Source organism: Microbacterium sp. SORGH_AS_0428 (assembly GCF_031453615.1).
Classification (GTDB): Bacteria; Actinomycetota; Actinomycetes; order Actinomycetales; family Microbacteriaceae; genus Microbacterium.
Genome location: NZ_JAVIZT010000001.1, coordinates 1617041 through 1632422, shown reverse-complemented (window position 1 = coordinate 1632422; position 15382 = coordinate 1617041). Strand labels below are relative to the sequence as shown.

The following is a 15382-nucleotide window of genomic DNA, read 5'->3' as shown; positions in this document are numbered from 1 at the left end:
CTATCCGAGTCCGAGCAGACGCGCGGCGTTGTCCTTGAGGATGCCGGGCATGACCTCGGGCTTCATGTCGATCTGCTCGACGTCGCGCAGCCATCGGTCGGGGGTGAGCAGCGGGAAGTCCGAGCCGAACAGGATGCGGTTCTTCAGGAACGAGTTGGCCGCCCGGACGAGCTGCGGCGGGAAGTACTTCGGGCTCCAGCCCGACAGGTCGATCCAGGTGTTGTGCTTGTGGGTCGCGACCGAGATCGCCTCGTCCTGCCACGGCACCGAGGGGTGGGCCATGATGATCTGCAGATCGGGGAACCGCGTTGCGACCGTGTCGAGCAGCATCGGGTTCGACAGGGCGAGGCGGAAGCCGCGGCCGCCCCGCATGCCCGCGCCGATCCCCGTCTGCCCCGTGTGGAAGAGCGCCACGACGCCGGCCGACTGCAGCGTCTCGTACAGCGGGAAATACTGCTCCTCGCTCGGGTCGAAGCCCTGCACGGTGGGGTGGAACTTGAAGCCGCGCACTCCGTGGTCTTCGATCAGGTGCCGCGCTCGATCGATCGCGGCCTGCCCCTGACGCGGGTCGACGGAGCCGAACGGGATGAGCACGTCGTTGTTGCGCGCCGCGCCCTCCGCGATCTCCTCGCTCGACAGCGCCGCGTGCTTCAGCTCCGTCTGCGCGTCGACGGTGAACACCACGGCGGCCATGGAGCGCTCGCGGTAGTACGCCGCGACCGAGTCCAGGTCGGGGCGGCCGGCGTCGGCGCTGAAGTACGCGGATGCGGCCTCGGCGAGATCCTCGGGAAGCGAGGAGTGACCGTGCGCGTCGACCTCGATGTGCACATGCACGTCGATCGCCGTGATGGCGGACAGGTCGATCGCGGGCTCGTAGCGCGTGGTCATGGGCGTTCCTCGTCGTCGGGGATGCGTGGTGCGGGGGTCCGGTGGCCCGGACCCCCGTGTCTCAGGGGCGGGGGCGCTGCAGCTCTTCCGGCAGGGCGGGGAAGCGCTCGCCGACCGACTGCAGGTTGTCGCCGACCAAGTCGACGAACTCCGACTCCAGGGCTTCAGCGCTCCAGCCGCCCTCGCGGTACGTGGTGACCACGGGCTCCGGGTGCGACCAGAGCTGGATGCGGTCGCCGCCGACGCCGATGGCCTGGCCGGAGACGTTCGCGGCCGCATCCGAGGCGAGGAAGGCGACGAGACCTGCGACGTCGTCGGAGGTTCCGAAGCCGAGGTCGTGACGGTAGAACGCCGGCATGGGCTCGCCCGCCTCCTCCGCCTCGACCGCCGCGGCGAAGTACGGCAGGGTGGCGGTCATGGCGGTGGCGGCCACCGGGATCACCGCGTTGGCCGTGATCCCGGCCTTCTTGAGCTCGAGCGCCCAGGTGCGCACCATGCCGACGATGCCGGCCTTCGCGGCGGCGTAGTTGGTCTGGCCGAAGTTGCCGCGCTGACCGGTCGGGGAGCCGATGCAGATGATGCGGCCCGCGATCTCGTTCTCGCGCATGTAGGTGGCGGCCTCGCGGACGCACGTGAAGGTGCCCCGCAGGTGCACGTCGATGACGGTGTCGAAGGCCTCGTCGCTCATCTTCCAGAGCACCGTGTCGCGCAGGACGCCGGCGTTGGTGACGAGGATGTCGAGCCGGCCGTAGGTGTCGACGGCCGTGCGGACGAGCTCCTTCGCCGTCTCCGAGGAGCCCACGGGGGCGACGACGGCGACAGCCTGGCCCCCCTCGCGCTCGATCGATGCGACCGCCTCGGCGGCGGTGGCCGCATCCACGTCGTTGACGACGACGCGCGCACCCTGGCGGGCGAGCTCCTGGGCGTAGGCGAGGCCGAGGCCGCGGCCGGATCCGGTGACGATGGCGACTTTGCCGTCGAGGGACATGGGGGACTCCTTCGTTCGTGCTCTCATTGAAACGGGACTAGTTGAAATTGTCAATTATTGTATCCCGCACCTTTTGTTAGGATCTGCCCATGGCGAAGAGCGAGGAAGCTGCAGCTCGGCCGGATGCGCGCGCCCGGCTCACCGACGACGTCAGTTTCCTGCTCGCCCGCGCCAACGCCCTGTCGCTCGCCGCGGGCAACGCGGCCCTGGCGGCTCTCGGGCTGAAGGTCCGGTCGTACTCGGTGCTGGCACTCGCCTGCGACACCGCGGCCGGTCCATCGCAGCGGGAGCTCGCGGAGTTCCTGCGCCTCGACCCCAGCCAGGTCGTCGCCCTCGTGGACGACCTGCAGCGCCGGGGACTCATCGAACGGCGACCGGATCCCGCCGACCGCCGGGCCAACGTCGTGGTCGCGACCGCCGACGGCCTTGCCCTCCACGCACGCGCGCTCGCCGCCGCGCAGGCCGCCGAGCGTGACCTGCACGGAGACCTCTCGGCCGCCGAGCGTGTGCAGCTGGCCGATCTCCTGCGCCGCATCGCCTTCCCCTGAGCGGGGGTGCGCGCTGCGGGCGCACGGGGCGCGCTCCATGGCGCAGCGGGCCGCATCCGTTCGTCAGGAGATCTCCGCCCCACAGGACGTCTCGCCGCACATCGTCCGGCGGGACGGATCTCTCCTGAGTCTCGGCTGCGGCTACTCCCGCGCGAGCACGCGGTTCGGAACCCATCCTTCGCGGCCCGCCGCGTCGCGGCACCACGACCAGCCGCTCTCGACGTCGTCGGCCAGGATCTGCACGACATCGCCCGTCCGTGCGGCGAGCTCCGTCGTGTCGTAACCGGTGCGGACGAGGCCCGTAGCCCCGTCGATGTCGAGGTGCCGGGCCGGCACCCACCCGCATCCGTTCGCCGCGGTGACGAACACGAACGCAGGCCACTCGGTGTCGCGCTCGCCGACCGTCACCCGCTCGCCGGGGCGCACGTTCAGCGGGGCGCGTTCGGGGATCTCATGGTCGGCGGTGAGCTGCGCACGCATGATGTGAGCGTCGCAGGTGCCGCCGACATCCCCTCATCGGCCGTCGAGCACGTACCTGTCGCGACCGACCGAGACGCCGACCACGCACTGTCCGACGAGCACGGCGATGTAGAGGAGCAGAGGCGCGGTCCATCCGCCGTCGAGTGCATGGAGGGCTCCGAAGGAGATGGGGCCGGCCGCGGCGAGGAGATATCCGACCGACTGCGACATCCCGGAAAGCGCGGAGGATGCGGCCGCGTCCTTCGCGCGCTGCGCCATCAGCGTCAGCGACATGCTCAGCGACGCACCCGCCGACAGGCCGGAGACGAGGGCCCACGCCGTCAGGAGCTGCGGCGCGAGGATCATGCCGATCGCGGCGGCTATCGCGAGCAGGGGGAGTGCGGCGGGCACGGCCCGGCGCAGGCGCCCCTGCAGGGCGAAGGCGACGGCGAACGAGCCGACGACGCCGAGGATCTGGTAGAGCGCGACGTCGACGCCGGCGGCGACGGGGGACTTGCCGGTCGACGCGGCGAGCGGGGCCATCCACGTCACGAGCATGTAGAACGACGCCGACTGTGCTCCCATGTAGGCGGCGATCTGCCACGCCAGGCGGTCGCGCCAGATCCCGGTGCTGCGCGAGGTGCCGGGTGAGGAAGGCGCCGGTGCGGTCCGCGGGCTGCGGCCGTGCTGGGCCCACGCCCACAGGGCGATCGTGAGGGGCAGGAGTGCGGCGGTCGCGGCCAACGCCACGCGCCAACCGGCATCCGGATCGCCGACGGCGTGCGAGATGGGCACGACGACGGCCGAGGCGATCGCTCCCACGCCGCCCAGGAGCGCCGTGTACATGCCCATCATGACCGGCACCCGCCCCGGGAAATCGCGCTTGATCACGGCGGGCATGATCACGTTGGCGACGGCGAGGGAGGCGCCGATCAGGCCCGTTCCGAGCCACAGATTGACCTCCGTGCCCGGCAGCGAGCGCCAGGCCGTTCCCGCCCCGAGCGCGATGAGGGCGCACAGCAGCACGCGCGACATCCCGAACCGGCGCGACAGGCCGTGGGTCAGCGGCGAGACGATCGCCCAGGCGAGCAGGGGCACCGCGGCGAGGGAGCCGAGGGCTGCGGTCGTCGTGCCGAGATCGTCCGCGATCTCCTCGAGGAGCGGCCCGACGCCCGTGATGGTCGCGCGCATGTTCGCGGCGACCAGCGCTACGGCGATGAGCAGCAGGAACGCCCGGCCGCGTCGGCTTCGGCGCTCGCCGGGGGTCTGGATGCTCACGAGCACCGGACTCTACCCTGCCTGTCGGCGGCCGCAGCGCCCGCTTCCGCGCGGCGGATGTGCCCGGGGCGGTGCGACGTGTGCACGGCGCGTGGTGCGGATGGGTCCCGGTGTGGCTGCTGGGGCAGAGTGGGGGCGGGCGGTCGTGCGGATGTCGCGGTACCCGGTGGGGGCGGGCGCGGCGCGTCAGCCGAGGCGCGTCTCGAAGGGCCAGCCGGTGTACGCCTCGGCGAGGTAGGTGCGGCCGGCATCCGAGTCGATGATCGAGCGGAGCTCGCCGAGCTGCCGCCGACGGTCGAAGTCGGATGCGTCGGGGGTGTTGTGGAGCATGCTGGTCATCCACCACGAGAAGTGCTGAGCCTTCCAGATCCGCCGCGAGGCCGTCTCGGCGAAGGCGTCGATCGGTCGTTCGTCACCGGAGAGCAGCAGCGCGCGCAGCGCGATGTCGAGCAGCACCACGTCGGCGACGGCGAGGTTCATGCCCTTCGCGCCCGTCGGCGGGACGGTGTGCGCGGCATCGCCGATCAGCGCGACGCGGCCGCGGCGCAGCTCGCCGGCGACGAAACTGCGGAAGCGCAGCACGTCCCGCTGGAAGATGGGTCCCTCGTTGAGGGTCGTGCCGGGCACGCGCGCCTGCAGCTCGTCCCAGATCTGCGCCTCGCTCAGTGCGTCCGGGTCGGCCTCGGGGTCGCACTGGAAGTACATGCGCTGCACCGTGCTGCTGCGCTGGCTGATGAGGGCGAAACCCGCATCCGAATTGCTGTAGATGAGCTCCTCGGAGCTCGGGGGCGCCTCGCACAGGATGCCGAACCAGGCGAACGGGTACTCGCGGAACGACCCGGCCGCAGATCCGCCGAGCGTCTGGCGTACGACCGAGCGCGAGCCGTCCGCGCCCACGACGAACTCGGCCTCGATCTCCACGCGCTGCCCGTCGGCATCTTGGCCGATGACGCGCGGTCGATCGGATGCGGCGTCCGTCACCGCGTCGACGCGCACCTCGAAGCGCAGGTCCTGACCGGCGGCGAGTCGCGTGGCGACGAGATCCTTGAGCACTTCGTGCTGCGGGTAGAGCCAGACGCTGCGGCCGGTCAGGGAGGGGAAGTCGATGCGGTGGCCCTCGCCGGCGAAGCGCAGCTCGATGCCGTCGTGCCGGTTGCCGTCGGTGAGCACGCGTGTGGAGGCGCCGCTGGCAACGAGCAGATCCACGGTCCCCTGTTCGAGGATGCCGGCGCGGATGGTGGTCTCGATCTGCTCGCGCGTGCGGGAGTCGACGATGACCGACTCGATGCCGGCATCGGCGAGCAGGTGCGAGAGCAGGAGTCCGGCGGGGCCGGCGCCGACGATGGCGACGCGGGTGCGGGTAACGGTCATGGCGTCTCCTTCGACGACGGGCCTGTTGATGCTGCGCACCAGTGTGCCGCGCGCTCCCGCATCCATTCCGCACTCTCCCGTTGAATGGGACTCGTGGGTGTCGTCCCGGGGTCTGCCCGAGTTGCGTCGCATCTGCGCAGCTGCGACACCTTTGCGCAGATGCGGCAGTCGCGAACTGTGGCGGATGCGGAAGAGTGTGGCGGATGCGGGGCGGACCGCAGCCCCGGGGATGCGGCGCCGGGCCCGGGTGCGCTCAGGCGCGGGTGCCGCGCAGTCCCGCCTCGATCTCGGCGGCGGCGGTGCGCAGCGGCGGGAGGGCTCGCTCCGCCTCGGCGTCGCGGGGCAGCACGACCGACAGCGCCGCGATCACCTCGCCCTCCTCTCGCAGCGGAACGGCGACCCCCGTCGACACCGACTCGATCGAACCCGGCGCGATCACGTACCCGTCGCGCCGGATGCGGGTGAGGATGCGGCGCAGCTCGGCGGCATCCGTCACGGTCTCGCGGGCCACGCGTCGCAGGGGCGCCTCGAGTACCCGCTCGCGGAGGGCAGCGGGGGCGTGGGCGAGAAGCACGAGCCCCGCGGACGACGCGTGCAGCGGAAGCCGGCCGGCGATGCGCGTGATGTTCGCACCCGCATCCGGATGCGAGAGCCGTTCGACGAACAGCGCCTCATCGGCCTCGAGCACGGCCAGCTGCGTGTGCTCGCGGACGACGTCCTGCACGGCCGACATCGCCGGAAGCGCCGCTTGCCGCAGCCGCAGCGCCGTCGAACTGCGCAGGGCGAGCTCCCACAGGTGCATGCCGATGCGGATGCGGCGTTCCTCGTCGCGCTCGAGCAGCCCCTCGGCGACGAGGTCGTCGACGATGCGGTGCGCGGTGGATGCGGGAAGCTGCGCGCGCCGGCCGATCTCCGCCGCTGTCTGCACCGTGCGGTCGGCGGTGAACGTCTCGAGCACGCGCACGATGCGTGCCGTCATCGAGTCGCCGCTCGGTGAGTTGGCCATGCCGCCACCATCTCACGCATCCTCCCCGCATCCCGTGTCCCACTTTCTGCAGGTCCCCGTCGCGCATGTCCCACTTTCTGCAGGTTTGGGGGTCGATTCTTGCGGCAAGTGGGACATGCGCTGCGGCAAGTGGGACATGCGCTGCGGCAAGTGGGACATGCGCCCGCGCGGCACCCCCGCGGCTAGGGTGAGGGCATGGCGGATGGCGTGCTGCGTCGGGCGATGGCGCTCATGCGGGCATTCGATGAAGACGCCCCCGAGCTCACCGCCGCCGAGCTCGCCGAACGTGCGGGCCTGCCGCTTTCCACGGTGCATCGCCTCCTCGCGCAGCTCATCGGCGAGGGCCTCGTCGAACGCACCTCGGCGCACACGTACGCCGTCGGAGCGCGGATGTGGGAGCTCGGCGAGCTCTCGCCTCTCGCACTGCGGCTGCGGGAGCAGTCGCTGCCCCACCTCGTGCGGCTGTACGAGGCGACGGGGGAGAACGTCCACCTCGCGGTGCTCGAGGCTCCGACCCCGCCGGAGGGGGTCGTGCTGTTCGCGGGGCGGATCACCGGGCGCGCCTCGGTTCCGACCCTCGGGCGCGCGGGCGGGCGGCACCCGCTGCACACGACGGGGGTGGGTCGTGCGCTGCTCGCGACGTGCGACGAGGGCTGGCTCGACACGTACCTCGCCGCCCCTCTCGTGCCCGAGACGCGGCACTCGATCACCGACCCCGACGTGCTCCGCGCCGACATCGGGCTCACTCGCCGCCGTGGCTACGCCGTGACCCGCGAGGAGATGACGCTCGGCAACATCTCGGTCGCCGCCGCTCTCGGCACGATCTCCGGGCTCCCGGCCACCGCGCTCGGCGTCGTCACACACCTCGACGGCGCCGACGAGCGACGTCTCGCTCCTCTGGTCGTCCAGGCGGCGAAGGACCTGACGAAGGCTCTCCGCGGATCAGATTCTCACTGAATGAGAATCACGGCGGTCGGATGCGGCCCGCCGATGCAACGCTGGACACCCCACCCGTGTGACGTCGAAGGAGACGGTTCCATGTCCACCCCTCCGCCCCAGGCTGCGGCTCCCGAGTCGCTGTTGGCCTCGGCCGACATGCCGACGCAGTCGAAGATCAACCAGGAGATCGCCGACGCGCACGCCGACGCCGCACGCCGCGTGGCCGCCGGCGAGGACGTGCCCACCACGCTCTACGACTTCGCGCCCTACCGCTCGAGCCTGCTGCGCCACCCCACCAAGAACCCGCGGCTCGTCGATCCCGAGACCATCGAGCTGTTCTCGCCCGCCTATGGTCAGCGCGACGTCGCGCAGATCGAGTCCGACCTGACCCTCCAGCACCGCGGCGAGCCGCAGGGCGAGCGCATCACCGTGACGGGGCGCCTGCTCGACAGCTGGGGCCGTCCGTTGGCCAACCAGCTCGTCGAGATCTGGCAGGCCAACGCGGCCGGCCGCTACATCCATCAGCGCGACCAGCACCCCGCTCCGCTGGATCCGAACTTCACCGGCGCCGGTCGCACCATCACGGGCGACGACGGCGGCTTCATGTTCACCACCATCAAGCCCGGCCCGTACCCGTGGAAGAACCACATCAACGCCTGGCGGCCCGCCCACATCCACTTCTCGCTCTTCGGCGGCGGCTTCACGCAGCGCCTGATCACGCAGATGTACTTCCCCGGCGACCCGCTGTTCGCGCTCGACCCGATCTACAACACCATCCGCGATCAGCGCGATCGCGACCGCCTCGTCGCCGCCTACGACCACGACCTCACGGTGCCCGAGTTCTCGATGGGCTACCGGTGGGACATCGTGGTCGACGGCCCGGATGCCACCTGGTTCGAGCCCGAGGGAGAGCACTGAGATGTCCGAAGCCACGCGCCTTCCCGCGACCTCCGGCCAGACGGTCGGCCCCTTCTTCGCCTTCGGCCTCGAGTACCCCAAGATGCACGAGGTGGTCTTCCCGCACTCCAGCGGCGCGATCGTGCTGTCGGGCACGATCTACGACGGAGCCGGGGCTCCGATCCCCGACGCCGTGATCGAGATCTGGGGCGCCGACACCGACGGCACGATCTCCCGTGCGCGCGGTTCACGTCGCCGCGACGACCACACCTTCACCGGCTTCGGCCGCAGCTTCACGACGGATGAGGGCGCGTACGACTTCTGGACGCGCAACCCCGGTCCGATCGACGGCAAGGCGCCGTTCTTCGCGGCCGTCGTCTTCGCACGCGGGCTCCCGAACAAGCTGCACACCCGCATCTACCTGCCCGACGACGAGGAGCTGCTCGCAGTGGATCCGCTGCTCGCCTCGCTGGAGCCCCATGAGCGCGCTACGCTCATCGCGACGCGCACGCCCGAGGGTGATCTCACCCACGACATCCACCTGCAGGGCGAGAAGGAGACCGTTTTCCTTGCCTTCTGACGAACCCGGGGCGCCCTTCACGGATGTCGGGCTGCTGTCCCCGGTGACGGTGTCGCACGACGCTCTCGTGGCCGACGATGCCGTGGCTGCCGCCCTCGTGACCGCCGAGGTCGCCCTCGTGCGGGCCTGGGCGGGCGTCGGTGTCGCGCCGGATGCCGTCGCCACGGCCGCATCCGAGGAGTTCGGGTGGTCCGGGGGCGGCACGCTCGTCGATGCCGACTGGCTCGACACCGCCCGGCTGGCGAGCGCGGCCGTCGCGGGCGGGAATCCGGTCATCCCGCTCATCGCCCGGCTCGACGATCGCGCGTCGATCCAGGTACGTCCGTGGCTGCACCGCGGCGCCACGAGCCAGGACATCCTCGACTCGGCGCTCATGCTGGTCTCCCGGCGTGCGGGGCTGCACCTGCTGGGGGTGCTGCGGCAGGTCGAGGCGCAGCTCTCCGGGTTCGCCGTCGTCCACCGCGACACGGTCGCCGCCGCCCGCACGCTGACGCAGCAGGCCGTGCCGACCACCGTGGGCGCCCGCGCCGCGGGATGGTTGCGCGGTGTCACACGCGCACGCGTCCGGCTCGGCGACGCCGTCGAGCAGCTTCCCGCGCAGCTGGCAGGCGCGGGCGGCACCCTCGCATCCTTCGTCGAGATCGGCGGAACGGATGCGGCAGCCGCTCTTCCGTCCGCGTATGCCGCAGAGCTCGCGCTCGCCGCCCCGGACGCGCCGTGGCACGTCTCGCGATGGCCCGTGACCGAGCTCGGCGATGCACTCGTGCAGGCGATCGACGCAGTGGGCAAGCTCGCCACGGATGTCGCCACCGGCTCGCGCACCGAGATCGGCGAGCTCGCGGAGGGCGTCGGGGGCGGGTCGAGTGCGATGCCCCAGAAGCGCAACCCCACCGGTGCCGTGCTCGTACGCTCGGCGGCGTTGCGTGCGCCGCAGCTGGGAGCAACGCTGCACCTCGCGGCCGCGCTCGCCGCGGACGAGCGCCCCGACGGGGCGTGGCACGCGGAGTGGCCGACGCTGCGGGAACTGCTGCGCCTCGCGCTCGGTGCCGCCGAGACGACCCTTGCGCTCGTGACCGGACTGCAGGTGGACGAGGGCGCCGTGGCCCGTGCGCTCGCCGCGACCGACGGCCTACTGGTGTCGGAACGGCTGTCCCTCGTGCTCTCGCCCGTGATCGGGTCCGACGAGGTGCGCCGCATCGTCGGGGCCGCGACCGCCGGCGGCGACCTCCGCGCGCTCGTGCGCGAGGCGCTCGAGGCGGCGCTCGATCGGGTGCCCGGCGCGCCGCATCCCGCCGACGACGTCGACGCCCTGCTGGATCCCGCCGCCTACACGGGACTCGCGGGTGCCCTCGTCGACCGGGCTGTCGCCGACGCGCCGGCGGATGCGGCCCGCGAGAGCATCGAAGCGCCGACGGAGGAGCCTGCATGACGCAACCCGTGATCGCCCTGACCGAGCCGACCGGCCCTGCCGACGCGCCGCTGGTCGTGCTCGGTCCGTCGCTGGGCACGTCGACGATCCTGTGGGAGGACGTGGTGCCTCTCCTCGTGGACGACTACCGCGTCGTGAGTTGGGATCTTCCCGGCCACGGAGCTGCGCCCGCGGCGACCGCGCCGTTCACGGTCGCCGAGATCGCCGATGCCGTCGCCGATGCCGTCCGCTCGATCGGCGGCGACCGCATCCTCTACGCGGGAGTGTCGCTCGGCGGCGCGACCGGACTCGAACTGCTCCTGCGCCATGCGAGCCTCGTGCGCGGCGCGGCGATCGTCGCCTCCGGCGCTCAGCTGGGAGATGCGGCGAGCTGGCACGAACGGGCGGCCCAGGTGCGCGCCCAGTCCACCTCGTCGGTGATCATCGGCTCGGCGCAGCGCTGGTTCGCCCCGGGCTCGATCGAGCGCCGCCCGGAGCTGAGCGGCCGGCTGCTGCACGCGCTGCAGGATGCGGACGACGAGGGGTACGCCCGGTGCTGCGAAGCGCTCGCCGCGTACGACGTGCGCCCGCGGCTGGGCGAGATCGCGGCTCCCGTGCTCGCGGTGTTCGGGCGCGACGACCAGGTGGCGCCGGAGGCGAAGAGCGTCGAGATCGCCGAGGGCGTCCGCGACGGGCGCGTCGCGGTGATCGAGTCTGCCGCGCACCTCCCGCCGGCCGAACAGCCTGAGCAGACCGCGGCCGTGCTGCGCGAGTTCTTCCGCGAGGTCGCGCGATGAGCCGGCCGAACGGTGAGGGCCGCACCGACGAGCAGCGTTACGACGACGGGATGCGGGTGCGCCGCGAGGTGCTCGGCGACGCGCACGTCGATCGCGCGGTCGCCGGCACGGCACCCGAGACAGCGGACTTCCAGGACCTCATCACGCGCTACGCGTGGGGCGACATCTGGTCGCGGCCGGGTCTGGCCCGGCGCGACCGCTCGATCGCGGTGCTGACGGCGCTCATCGCCCTCGGCCACCACGAGGAGTTCGCGATGCACGTGCGCGCCGCGCAGCGCAACGGACTGAGCCGTGACGAGATCGTCGAGGTCGTGCTGCAGTCGGCGATCTACTGCGGCGTGCCCGCGGCGAACACCGCGTTCCGCATCGTCAAGGACGTCTTCGCCGAGGAATGATCAGTCGGCGGCGCCGGGCTGTCCCTGTCGTTGCAGGTCGGCGCGGTACCGTCGCGGCGAGGCGCCGTACCGTCGTGTGAAGGCGCTCGAGAGGGTGGCGGGGTCGGGGAACCCCCAGCGCGCGGCGATCGTGCCGATGCTCTCGCGGGCGTGGCCGGGGTCGACGAGTTCGTCGCGGATGCGCTCGAGGCGGCGCTCGCGCACGAGACTCGACACCGTCACGCCGTTGGCGGCGAACACTCGCCGCACCGTGCGGGGCGACAGCTCGTGCGCTCGTGCGATGCGCACGGCGTCGAGTTCCGCATCCTGGAGATGCTCCTCGATCCACAGCACGAGCGAGTGGAACAGCGAGAGCACGGTCGCGGTGCCGGGCGCGCGGCCGTCGGCGAGCACCGCGTGCACGGCGGCGACGAGCGCGTCCGCGACATGACCGGCAGCGGCGTCGGACGGTCGGGAATCCGGCGAGGCCAGGGTCGACATCACCGCCCGGAGCAGGCGTGTGGCGCCCAGCGAGGTGAGGTCGGCGGCGAGCAGCGTCGTCAGCTCGCCGTGGCGCAGCGCCAGGACGGAGGTCGGGATGCGCACGAGCAGGTACTCGTGCGCATCCGGCGCGCTGATGCGGTAGCCGTGGGCGCCGGTGTAGAGCACGACGTCGCCGGGTGCCAGATCGACCGTACGCTCCTCCTGCGAGACGCGCATCGAGCCCGAGACGAGGTAGCCCACGACGACGCCCTGCCACTGGCGCGAGGTCTCCCACGGCTCGACCTCGACCGCTCCGCCCGCGACGAGAGCGACCTCCAACGCGCCGAGAGCGAAGCTCGCCCGCACGGACGGGGGTTCGCCCGTCATCCCCGATACGACGATGACGTCGTCGTTGTCCCGCGCGTCCTTCTCAGCGGATGCGGGATTCAGCCACCCGTAGACGAGGTCGGGCCCCTGCGGACCCATCGACTCCTCGCGCGGCACCATGATGTGCCCATTCTGCCGGTCGCGCCCGGATCTCAGTCGGTCACCCAGGCGGGCTCGGCGAGGAGCTCGCGGAACTCGGTGATCAGACGCGCCGTGTGGAACCCGTCTGCGACGGCGTGGTGGATCTGGATCGCGAGGGGCAGGAGCAGCCGCCCTTCCCGTTCGACGTAGCGACCGAGCGTGAAGATCGGAGCGAGATGCTGCGAGCCGCCGTCGATGTTCAGGGTGAAGCCGGTGAACGCCGTCCACGGCAGGCTCGAGACGTCGAAGCTGTTCGGCGGCGGCGCGCCCTGCGGAAAGAACTCGGTGGATCCGGCGTGCTCCGCGACGACCTCCGCGGCGGCCTCGTGGAAAGCGGCGTAGTCCGGATCGAAGGGCGTCCAGACGCTCGCGAAGGTCTCGCGTTCGGCGTTGAAGGTCGTGAAGGAGGGATGGGTCTGCTCCCACACGGCCGGTGCGCCTGAGCCGTCCAGCGTCATCCGGAACTCGTCGTGGCGGTTGACGAGCCGGGCCAGCGCCCAGATCTGCGAGATGTAGGTGCGTCGTCCAGTCCGTGGGACGGCGGCGGCGAACTCCGTCGCGTCGACCTCGACGGTGATCGCGTACGAGCAGGGCACGGTGCGGAGGTAGTGCTCGAAGTGCTGGCGTCGCGGCCACGCCTCGAGGTCGACGGGATGCAGGGCGTCCATGCATCGATCGTCTCAGGTCGTGCACGCCGTCGCTGTCGCCGGTTGCCCACGTGGCACCCGAGTTGCCGGGGAAGAACCGATGTGCAGCAAATGAGCCGAATGTACGTGAAAATGATGTGCACGCATGCACATCGGTGCAGAAGCGCGTCGCCGTCCGTTCTCCGTGCCGTCGCATCCCTACACTCCGAGGCAGGCCGGGCGCAGACGACCCCGACCGCCCTTCGCACACAACAAGGAAGTTGGTTCCCATGTCCTCTCCCCGATCCCTCGTGAGGCTGTGGTCGCTGTTCGCGATCGCGGTGGCTCTCGTTCTGGCCGGCGGTGCCACGGCCGCCCTCGTGCAGACATCGGCGGGTTCCGTCCAGGTACGCGACGTCACCTTCACCGGCACCGCGGGCACGAGTGTGTCCGGGCTGCTGTACGTCCCCGCCACGGCCACGCCCGAGACTCCGGCGCCCGCGGTGCTCGCGGTGCACGGTTACGTCAACTCCCGAGAGATGCAGACCGCGAACGCGGTCGAGCTGAGCCGTCGTGGCTACGTCGTGCTCGCCCTCGACCAGGCAGGGCACGGTCGTTCGGATGCTCCCGCGTTCGGCAACGGCTTCAACGGTCCCGCGGGCCTCGCGTACCTCCGGGCCCTCGACATCGTCGACCCCGACAACATCGGCCTCGAGGGGCATTCGCTCGGCGGCTCGACCATCATGAACGCGGCGGCCGCGTTCCCCGAGGGATACGCGTCCATGGTCCTGCTGGACTCCGCCACCGGCTTCTTCGGTCCCGAAGGGACCCCCGACTTCCCGCGCAACACCCTCGTCGTCTTCGCCGAGTGGGAGGAGTTCTCCGGGTCCATGTGGGCCTCGCCCAACACGCGGGATCTGACCTCCAGCCCGAAGCTCATGACCCTCTTCGGCACCGATGAACCCGTCGTCCCCGGCCAGCTGTACGGCTCGATCGACGACGGCACCGCGCGCGAACTCCTGCGCCCGGCCAACAACCACCCGGGCGTGACGCACGATCCCGCCGTGACCCAGGAGATCGTGGCGTGGTTCGACAAGACCCTCGAGGGCGGTCACGACGCGGTCGGTCAGACCTGGTGGATCAAGGAGCTCGGCACCCTCGTCGCGATGATCGGCGGCGTGCTCGTGATCTTCGCCACGGGCGGGCTCCTGCTGGCGACCGGCTTCTTCTCGGCGATCCGTCGGCCCGTGCCTGCGGCGGCGGGGAGCCGATGGGGATGGCCGTGGATCGTGTCGGCGATCCTCACGACCGGCATCCCGGCGTTCACCTTCTTCTGGTTCAACACCTGGGGTGCGGCGTGGATCCCGGCAGGTCCCGTGTTCGGACAGTCCTACTCGACGGGCATCGTCGTCTGGGCGCTGCTGAACGGGCTCATCGGCCTCGCGATCTACGCGGTCACGGCGGGGGTGCAGCGGCGTCGCAACCCGCTCGCAGCCGTGCGCGCGCCCGAGGCGGAGGGTGCGCCGGCGCTTCGCCGCGGCGCTCTGATCGGCCGGGCCGCGGTGCTCTCACTGCTGAGCGTGGGTGCGGCCTACCTGCTCGTGGTGATCTCCGACTGGCTGTTCAAGAGCGACTTCCGCTTCTACGTCCTGCAGCTGCAGCCGTTGACGGCGACGCGCTTCGCGCTGTTCACCCTGTACCTGCTGCCCTTCACGGCGTTCTTCCTGATGCTCACCTTCACGCTCCACCGGACGCTGCGGTGGACCGGGCGTTCCTCGTCGATGCGCTCGGAGATGGTCGCCTCCGCGATCGTGCTGCCCGCGGGCTTCGTCGTGCTGGAGATCATCAACTACGTCCCGCTCTTCGTCGGCGGTGAGCTGGCGCTCCCGGGCGAGTCGCTCCTCACGATCATCGGGTATCCGTTCATCGTCGTGCTGGCGGTCGTCGGCGCTCTGTCGACGTACTTCTTCCACAAGACCGGAACCATCTACGTCGGCGCGTTCGTCTCGGCGCTGCTGGTCACGTGGAACGTCGTGGGCGGCACGGCCGTCCAAGGCGACGTGCAGGAGTGGGGCGGTCTGGCCATGACGGTCCGCGTCGTTCTGCCCCTGCTGCTGGCCCTCGTTCTCGTCGTCGTGGCCGTGCGCCTGCGTCGGCGCTCCGCCGACAGGAGCGAGATCGACGCCTGACCCGGACGGCGTCGACGCGGGCG

At 71.3% G+C, this 15382-nt stretch carries 16 protein-coding genes; 8 read left to right on the top strand and 8 right to left on the bottom strand.

Annotated features, from left to right (window positions below; translation table 11 throughout):
* Together QE374_RS07695 and QE374_RS07690 are read right to left on the bottom strand one after the other, a co-directional pair.
* Positions 1–888, bottom strand: a complete 888-nt coding sequence (locus QE374_RS07695; RefSeq protein WP_309733654.1) for an amidohydrolase family protein — start codon at positions 886–888, stop codon at positions 1–3.
* A 61-nt stretch (positions 889–949) separates the two neighbouring features.
* Complete coding sequence (locus tag QE374_RS07690) at positions 950–1876, bottom strand: SDR family NAD(P)-dependent oxidoreductase (protein WP_309733651.1); 927 nt, start codon at positions 1874–1876, stop codon at positions 950–952.
* A gap of 89 nt (positions 1877–1965) precedes the next feature.
* Between QE374_RS07690 and QE374_RS07685 the strand changes: the two genes are divergently transcribed.
* A complete protein-coding gene (locus QE374_RS07685; RefSeq protein ID WP_309733649.1) occupies positions 1966–2424 on the top strand; it encodes a MarR family winged helix-turn-helix transcriptional regulator in 459 nt (152 codons plus the stop codon).
* Between the two features lie 141 nt (positions 2425–2565).
* Here QE374_RS07685 and QE374_RS07680 read toward each other — a convergent pair whose 3' ends face one another.
* The 4 genes from QE374_RS07680 to QE374_RS07665 all read right to left on the bottom strand — a co-directional run bounded on the left by QE374_RS07680 (position 2566) and on the right by QE374_RS07665 (position 6538).
* Entirely contained in the window at positions 2566–2904 is a 339-nt protein-coding gene (locus QE374_RS07680; RefSeq protein ID WP_309733647.1) for an SH3 domain-containing protein, read from the bottom strand.
* Between the two features lie 33 nt (positions 2905–2937).
* Positions 2938–4161, bottom strand: coding sequence for an MFS transporter (locus tag QE374_RS07675; protein WP_309733645.1), 1224 nt, complete (start codon positions 4159–4161; stop codon positions 2938–2940).
* A 186-nt stretch (positions 4162–4347) separates the two neighbouring features.
* Positions 4348–5532, bottom strand: coding sequence for a 4-hydroxybenzoate 3-monooxygenase (locus QE374_RS07670; protein ID WP_309733644.1), 1185 nt, complete (start codon positions 5530–5532; stop codon positions 4348–4350).
* A gap of 253 nt (positions 5533–5785) precedes the next feature.
* Complete coding sequence (locus QE374_RS07665) at positions 5786–6538, bottom strand: IclR family transcriptional regulator (RefSeq protein WP_309733642.1); 753 nt, start codon at positions 6536–6538, stop codon at positions 5786–5788.
* A 195-nt stretch (positions 6539–6733) separates the two neighbouring features.
* Between QE374_RS07665 and QE374_RS07660 the strand changes: the two genes are divergently transcribed.
* The 6 genes from QE374_RS07660 (at position 6734) to pcaC (ending at position 11554) form a co-directional block, all read left to right on the top strand.
* Entirely contained in the window at positions 6734–7495 is a 762-nt protein-coding gene (locus QE374_RS07660; protein ID WP_309733641.1) for an IclR family transcriptional regulator, read from the top strand.
* Between the two features lie 81 nt (positions 7496–7576).
* Positions 7577–8395 carry a protocatechuate 3,4-dioxygenase subunit beta gene (pcaH, locus tag QE374_RS07655; protein WP_309733639.1) on the top strand — a complete coding sequence of 273 codons (819 nt, stop codon included), beginning with the start codon at positions 7577–7579 and terminating at the stop codon, positions 8393–8395.
* A 1-nt stretch (position 8396) separates the two neighbouring features.
* A complete protein-coding gene (gene pcaG / locus QE374_RS07650) occupies positions 8397–8954 on the top strand; it encodes a protocatechuate 3,4-dioxygenase subunit alpha (RefSeq protein WP_309733637.1) in 558 nt (185 codons plus the stop codon).
* Positions 8944–10383: a lyase family protein gene (locus tag QE374_RS07645; protein WP_309733635.1), complete on the top strand. Its 1440-nt coding sequence runs from the start codon at positions 8944–8946 to the stop codon at positions 10381–10383. The genes pcaG and QE374_RS07645 overlap by 11 nt, the downstream gene beginning before the upstream one ends.
* Positions 10380–11159: an alpha/beta fold hydrolase gene (locus tag QE374_RS07640; protein ID WP_309733634.1), complete on the top strand. Its 780-nt coding sequence runs from the start codon at positions 10380–10382 to the stop codon at positions 11157–11159. Before QE374_RS07645 ends, QE374_RS07640 begins: the two co-directional genes overlap by 4 nt.
* Positions 11156–11554 carry a 4-carboxymuconolactone decarboxylase gene (gene pcaC / locus QE374_RS07635; protein ID WP_309733632.1) on the top strand — a complete coding sequence of 133 codons (399 nt, stop codon included), beginning with the start codon at positions 11156–11158 and terminating at the stop codon, positions 11552–11554. The genes QE374_RS07640 and pcaC overlap by 4 nt, the downstream gene beginning before the upstream one ends.
* Here the strand turns inward: pcaC and QE374_RS07630 are convergent, their stop codons facing one another.
* Together QE374_RS07630 and QE374_RS07625 are read right to left on the bottom strand one after the other, a co-directional pair.
* Positions 11555–12523 (bottom strand): helix-turn-helix domain-containing protein, encoded by a 969-nt coding sequence (locus tag QE374_RS07630; RefSeq protein ID WP_309733630.1) that lies wholly within the window; start codon positions 12521–12523, stop codon positions 11555–11557.
* A gap of 32 nt (positions 12524–12555) precedes the next feature.
* A complete protein-coding gene (locus tag QE374_RS07625) occupies positions 12556–13212 on the bottom strand; it encodes a CatA-like O-acetyltransferase (RefSeq protein ID WP_309733628.1) in 657 nt (218 codons plus the stop codon).
* A 248-nt stretch (positions 13213–13460) separates the two neighbouring features.
* On the opposite strand from QE374_RS07625, the gene QE374_RS07620 reads away from it, so the two are divergent.
* Positions 13461–15359, top strand: coding sequence for an alpha/beta fold hydrolase (locus QE374_RS07620; protein ID WP_309733625.1), 1899 nt, complete (start codon positions 13461–13463; stop codon positions 15357–15359).
* Positions 15360–15382: the final 23 nt, after the last annotated feature.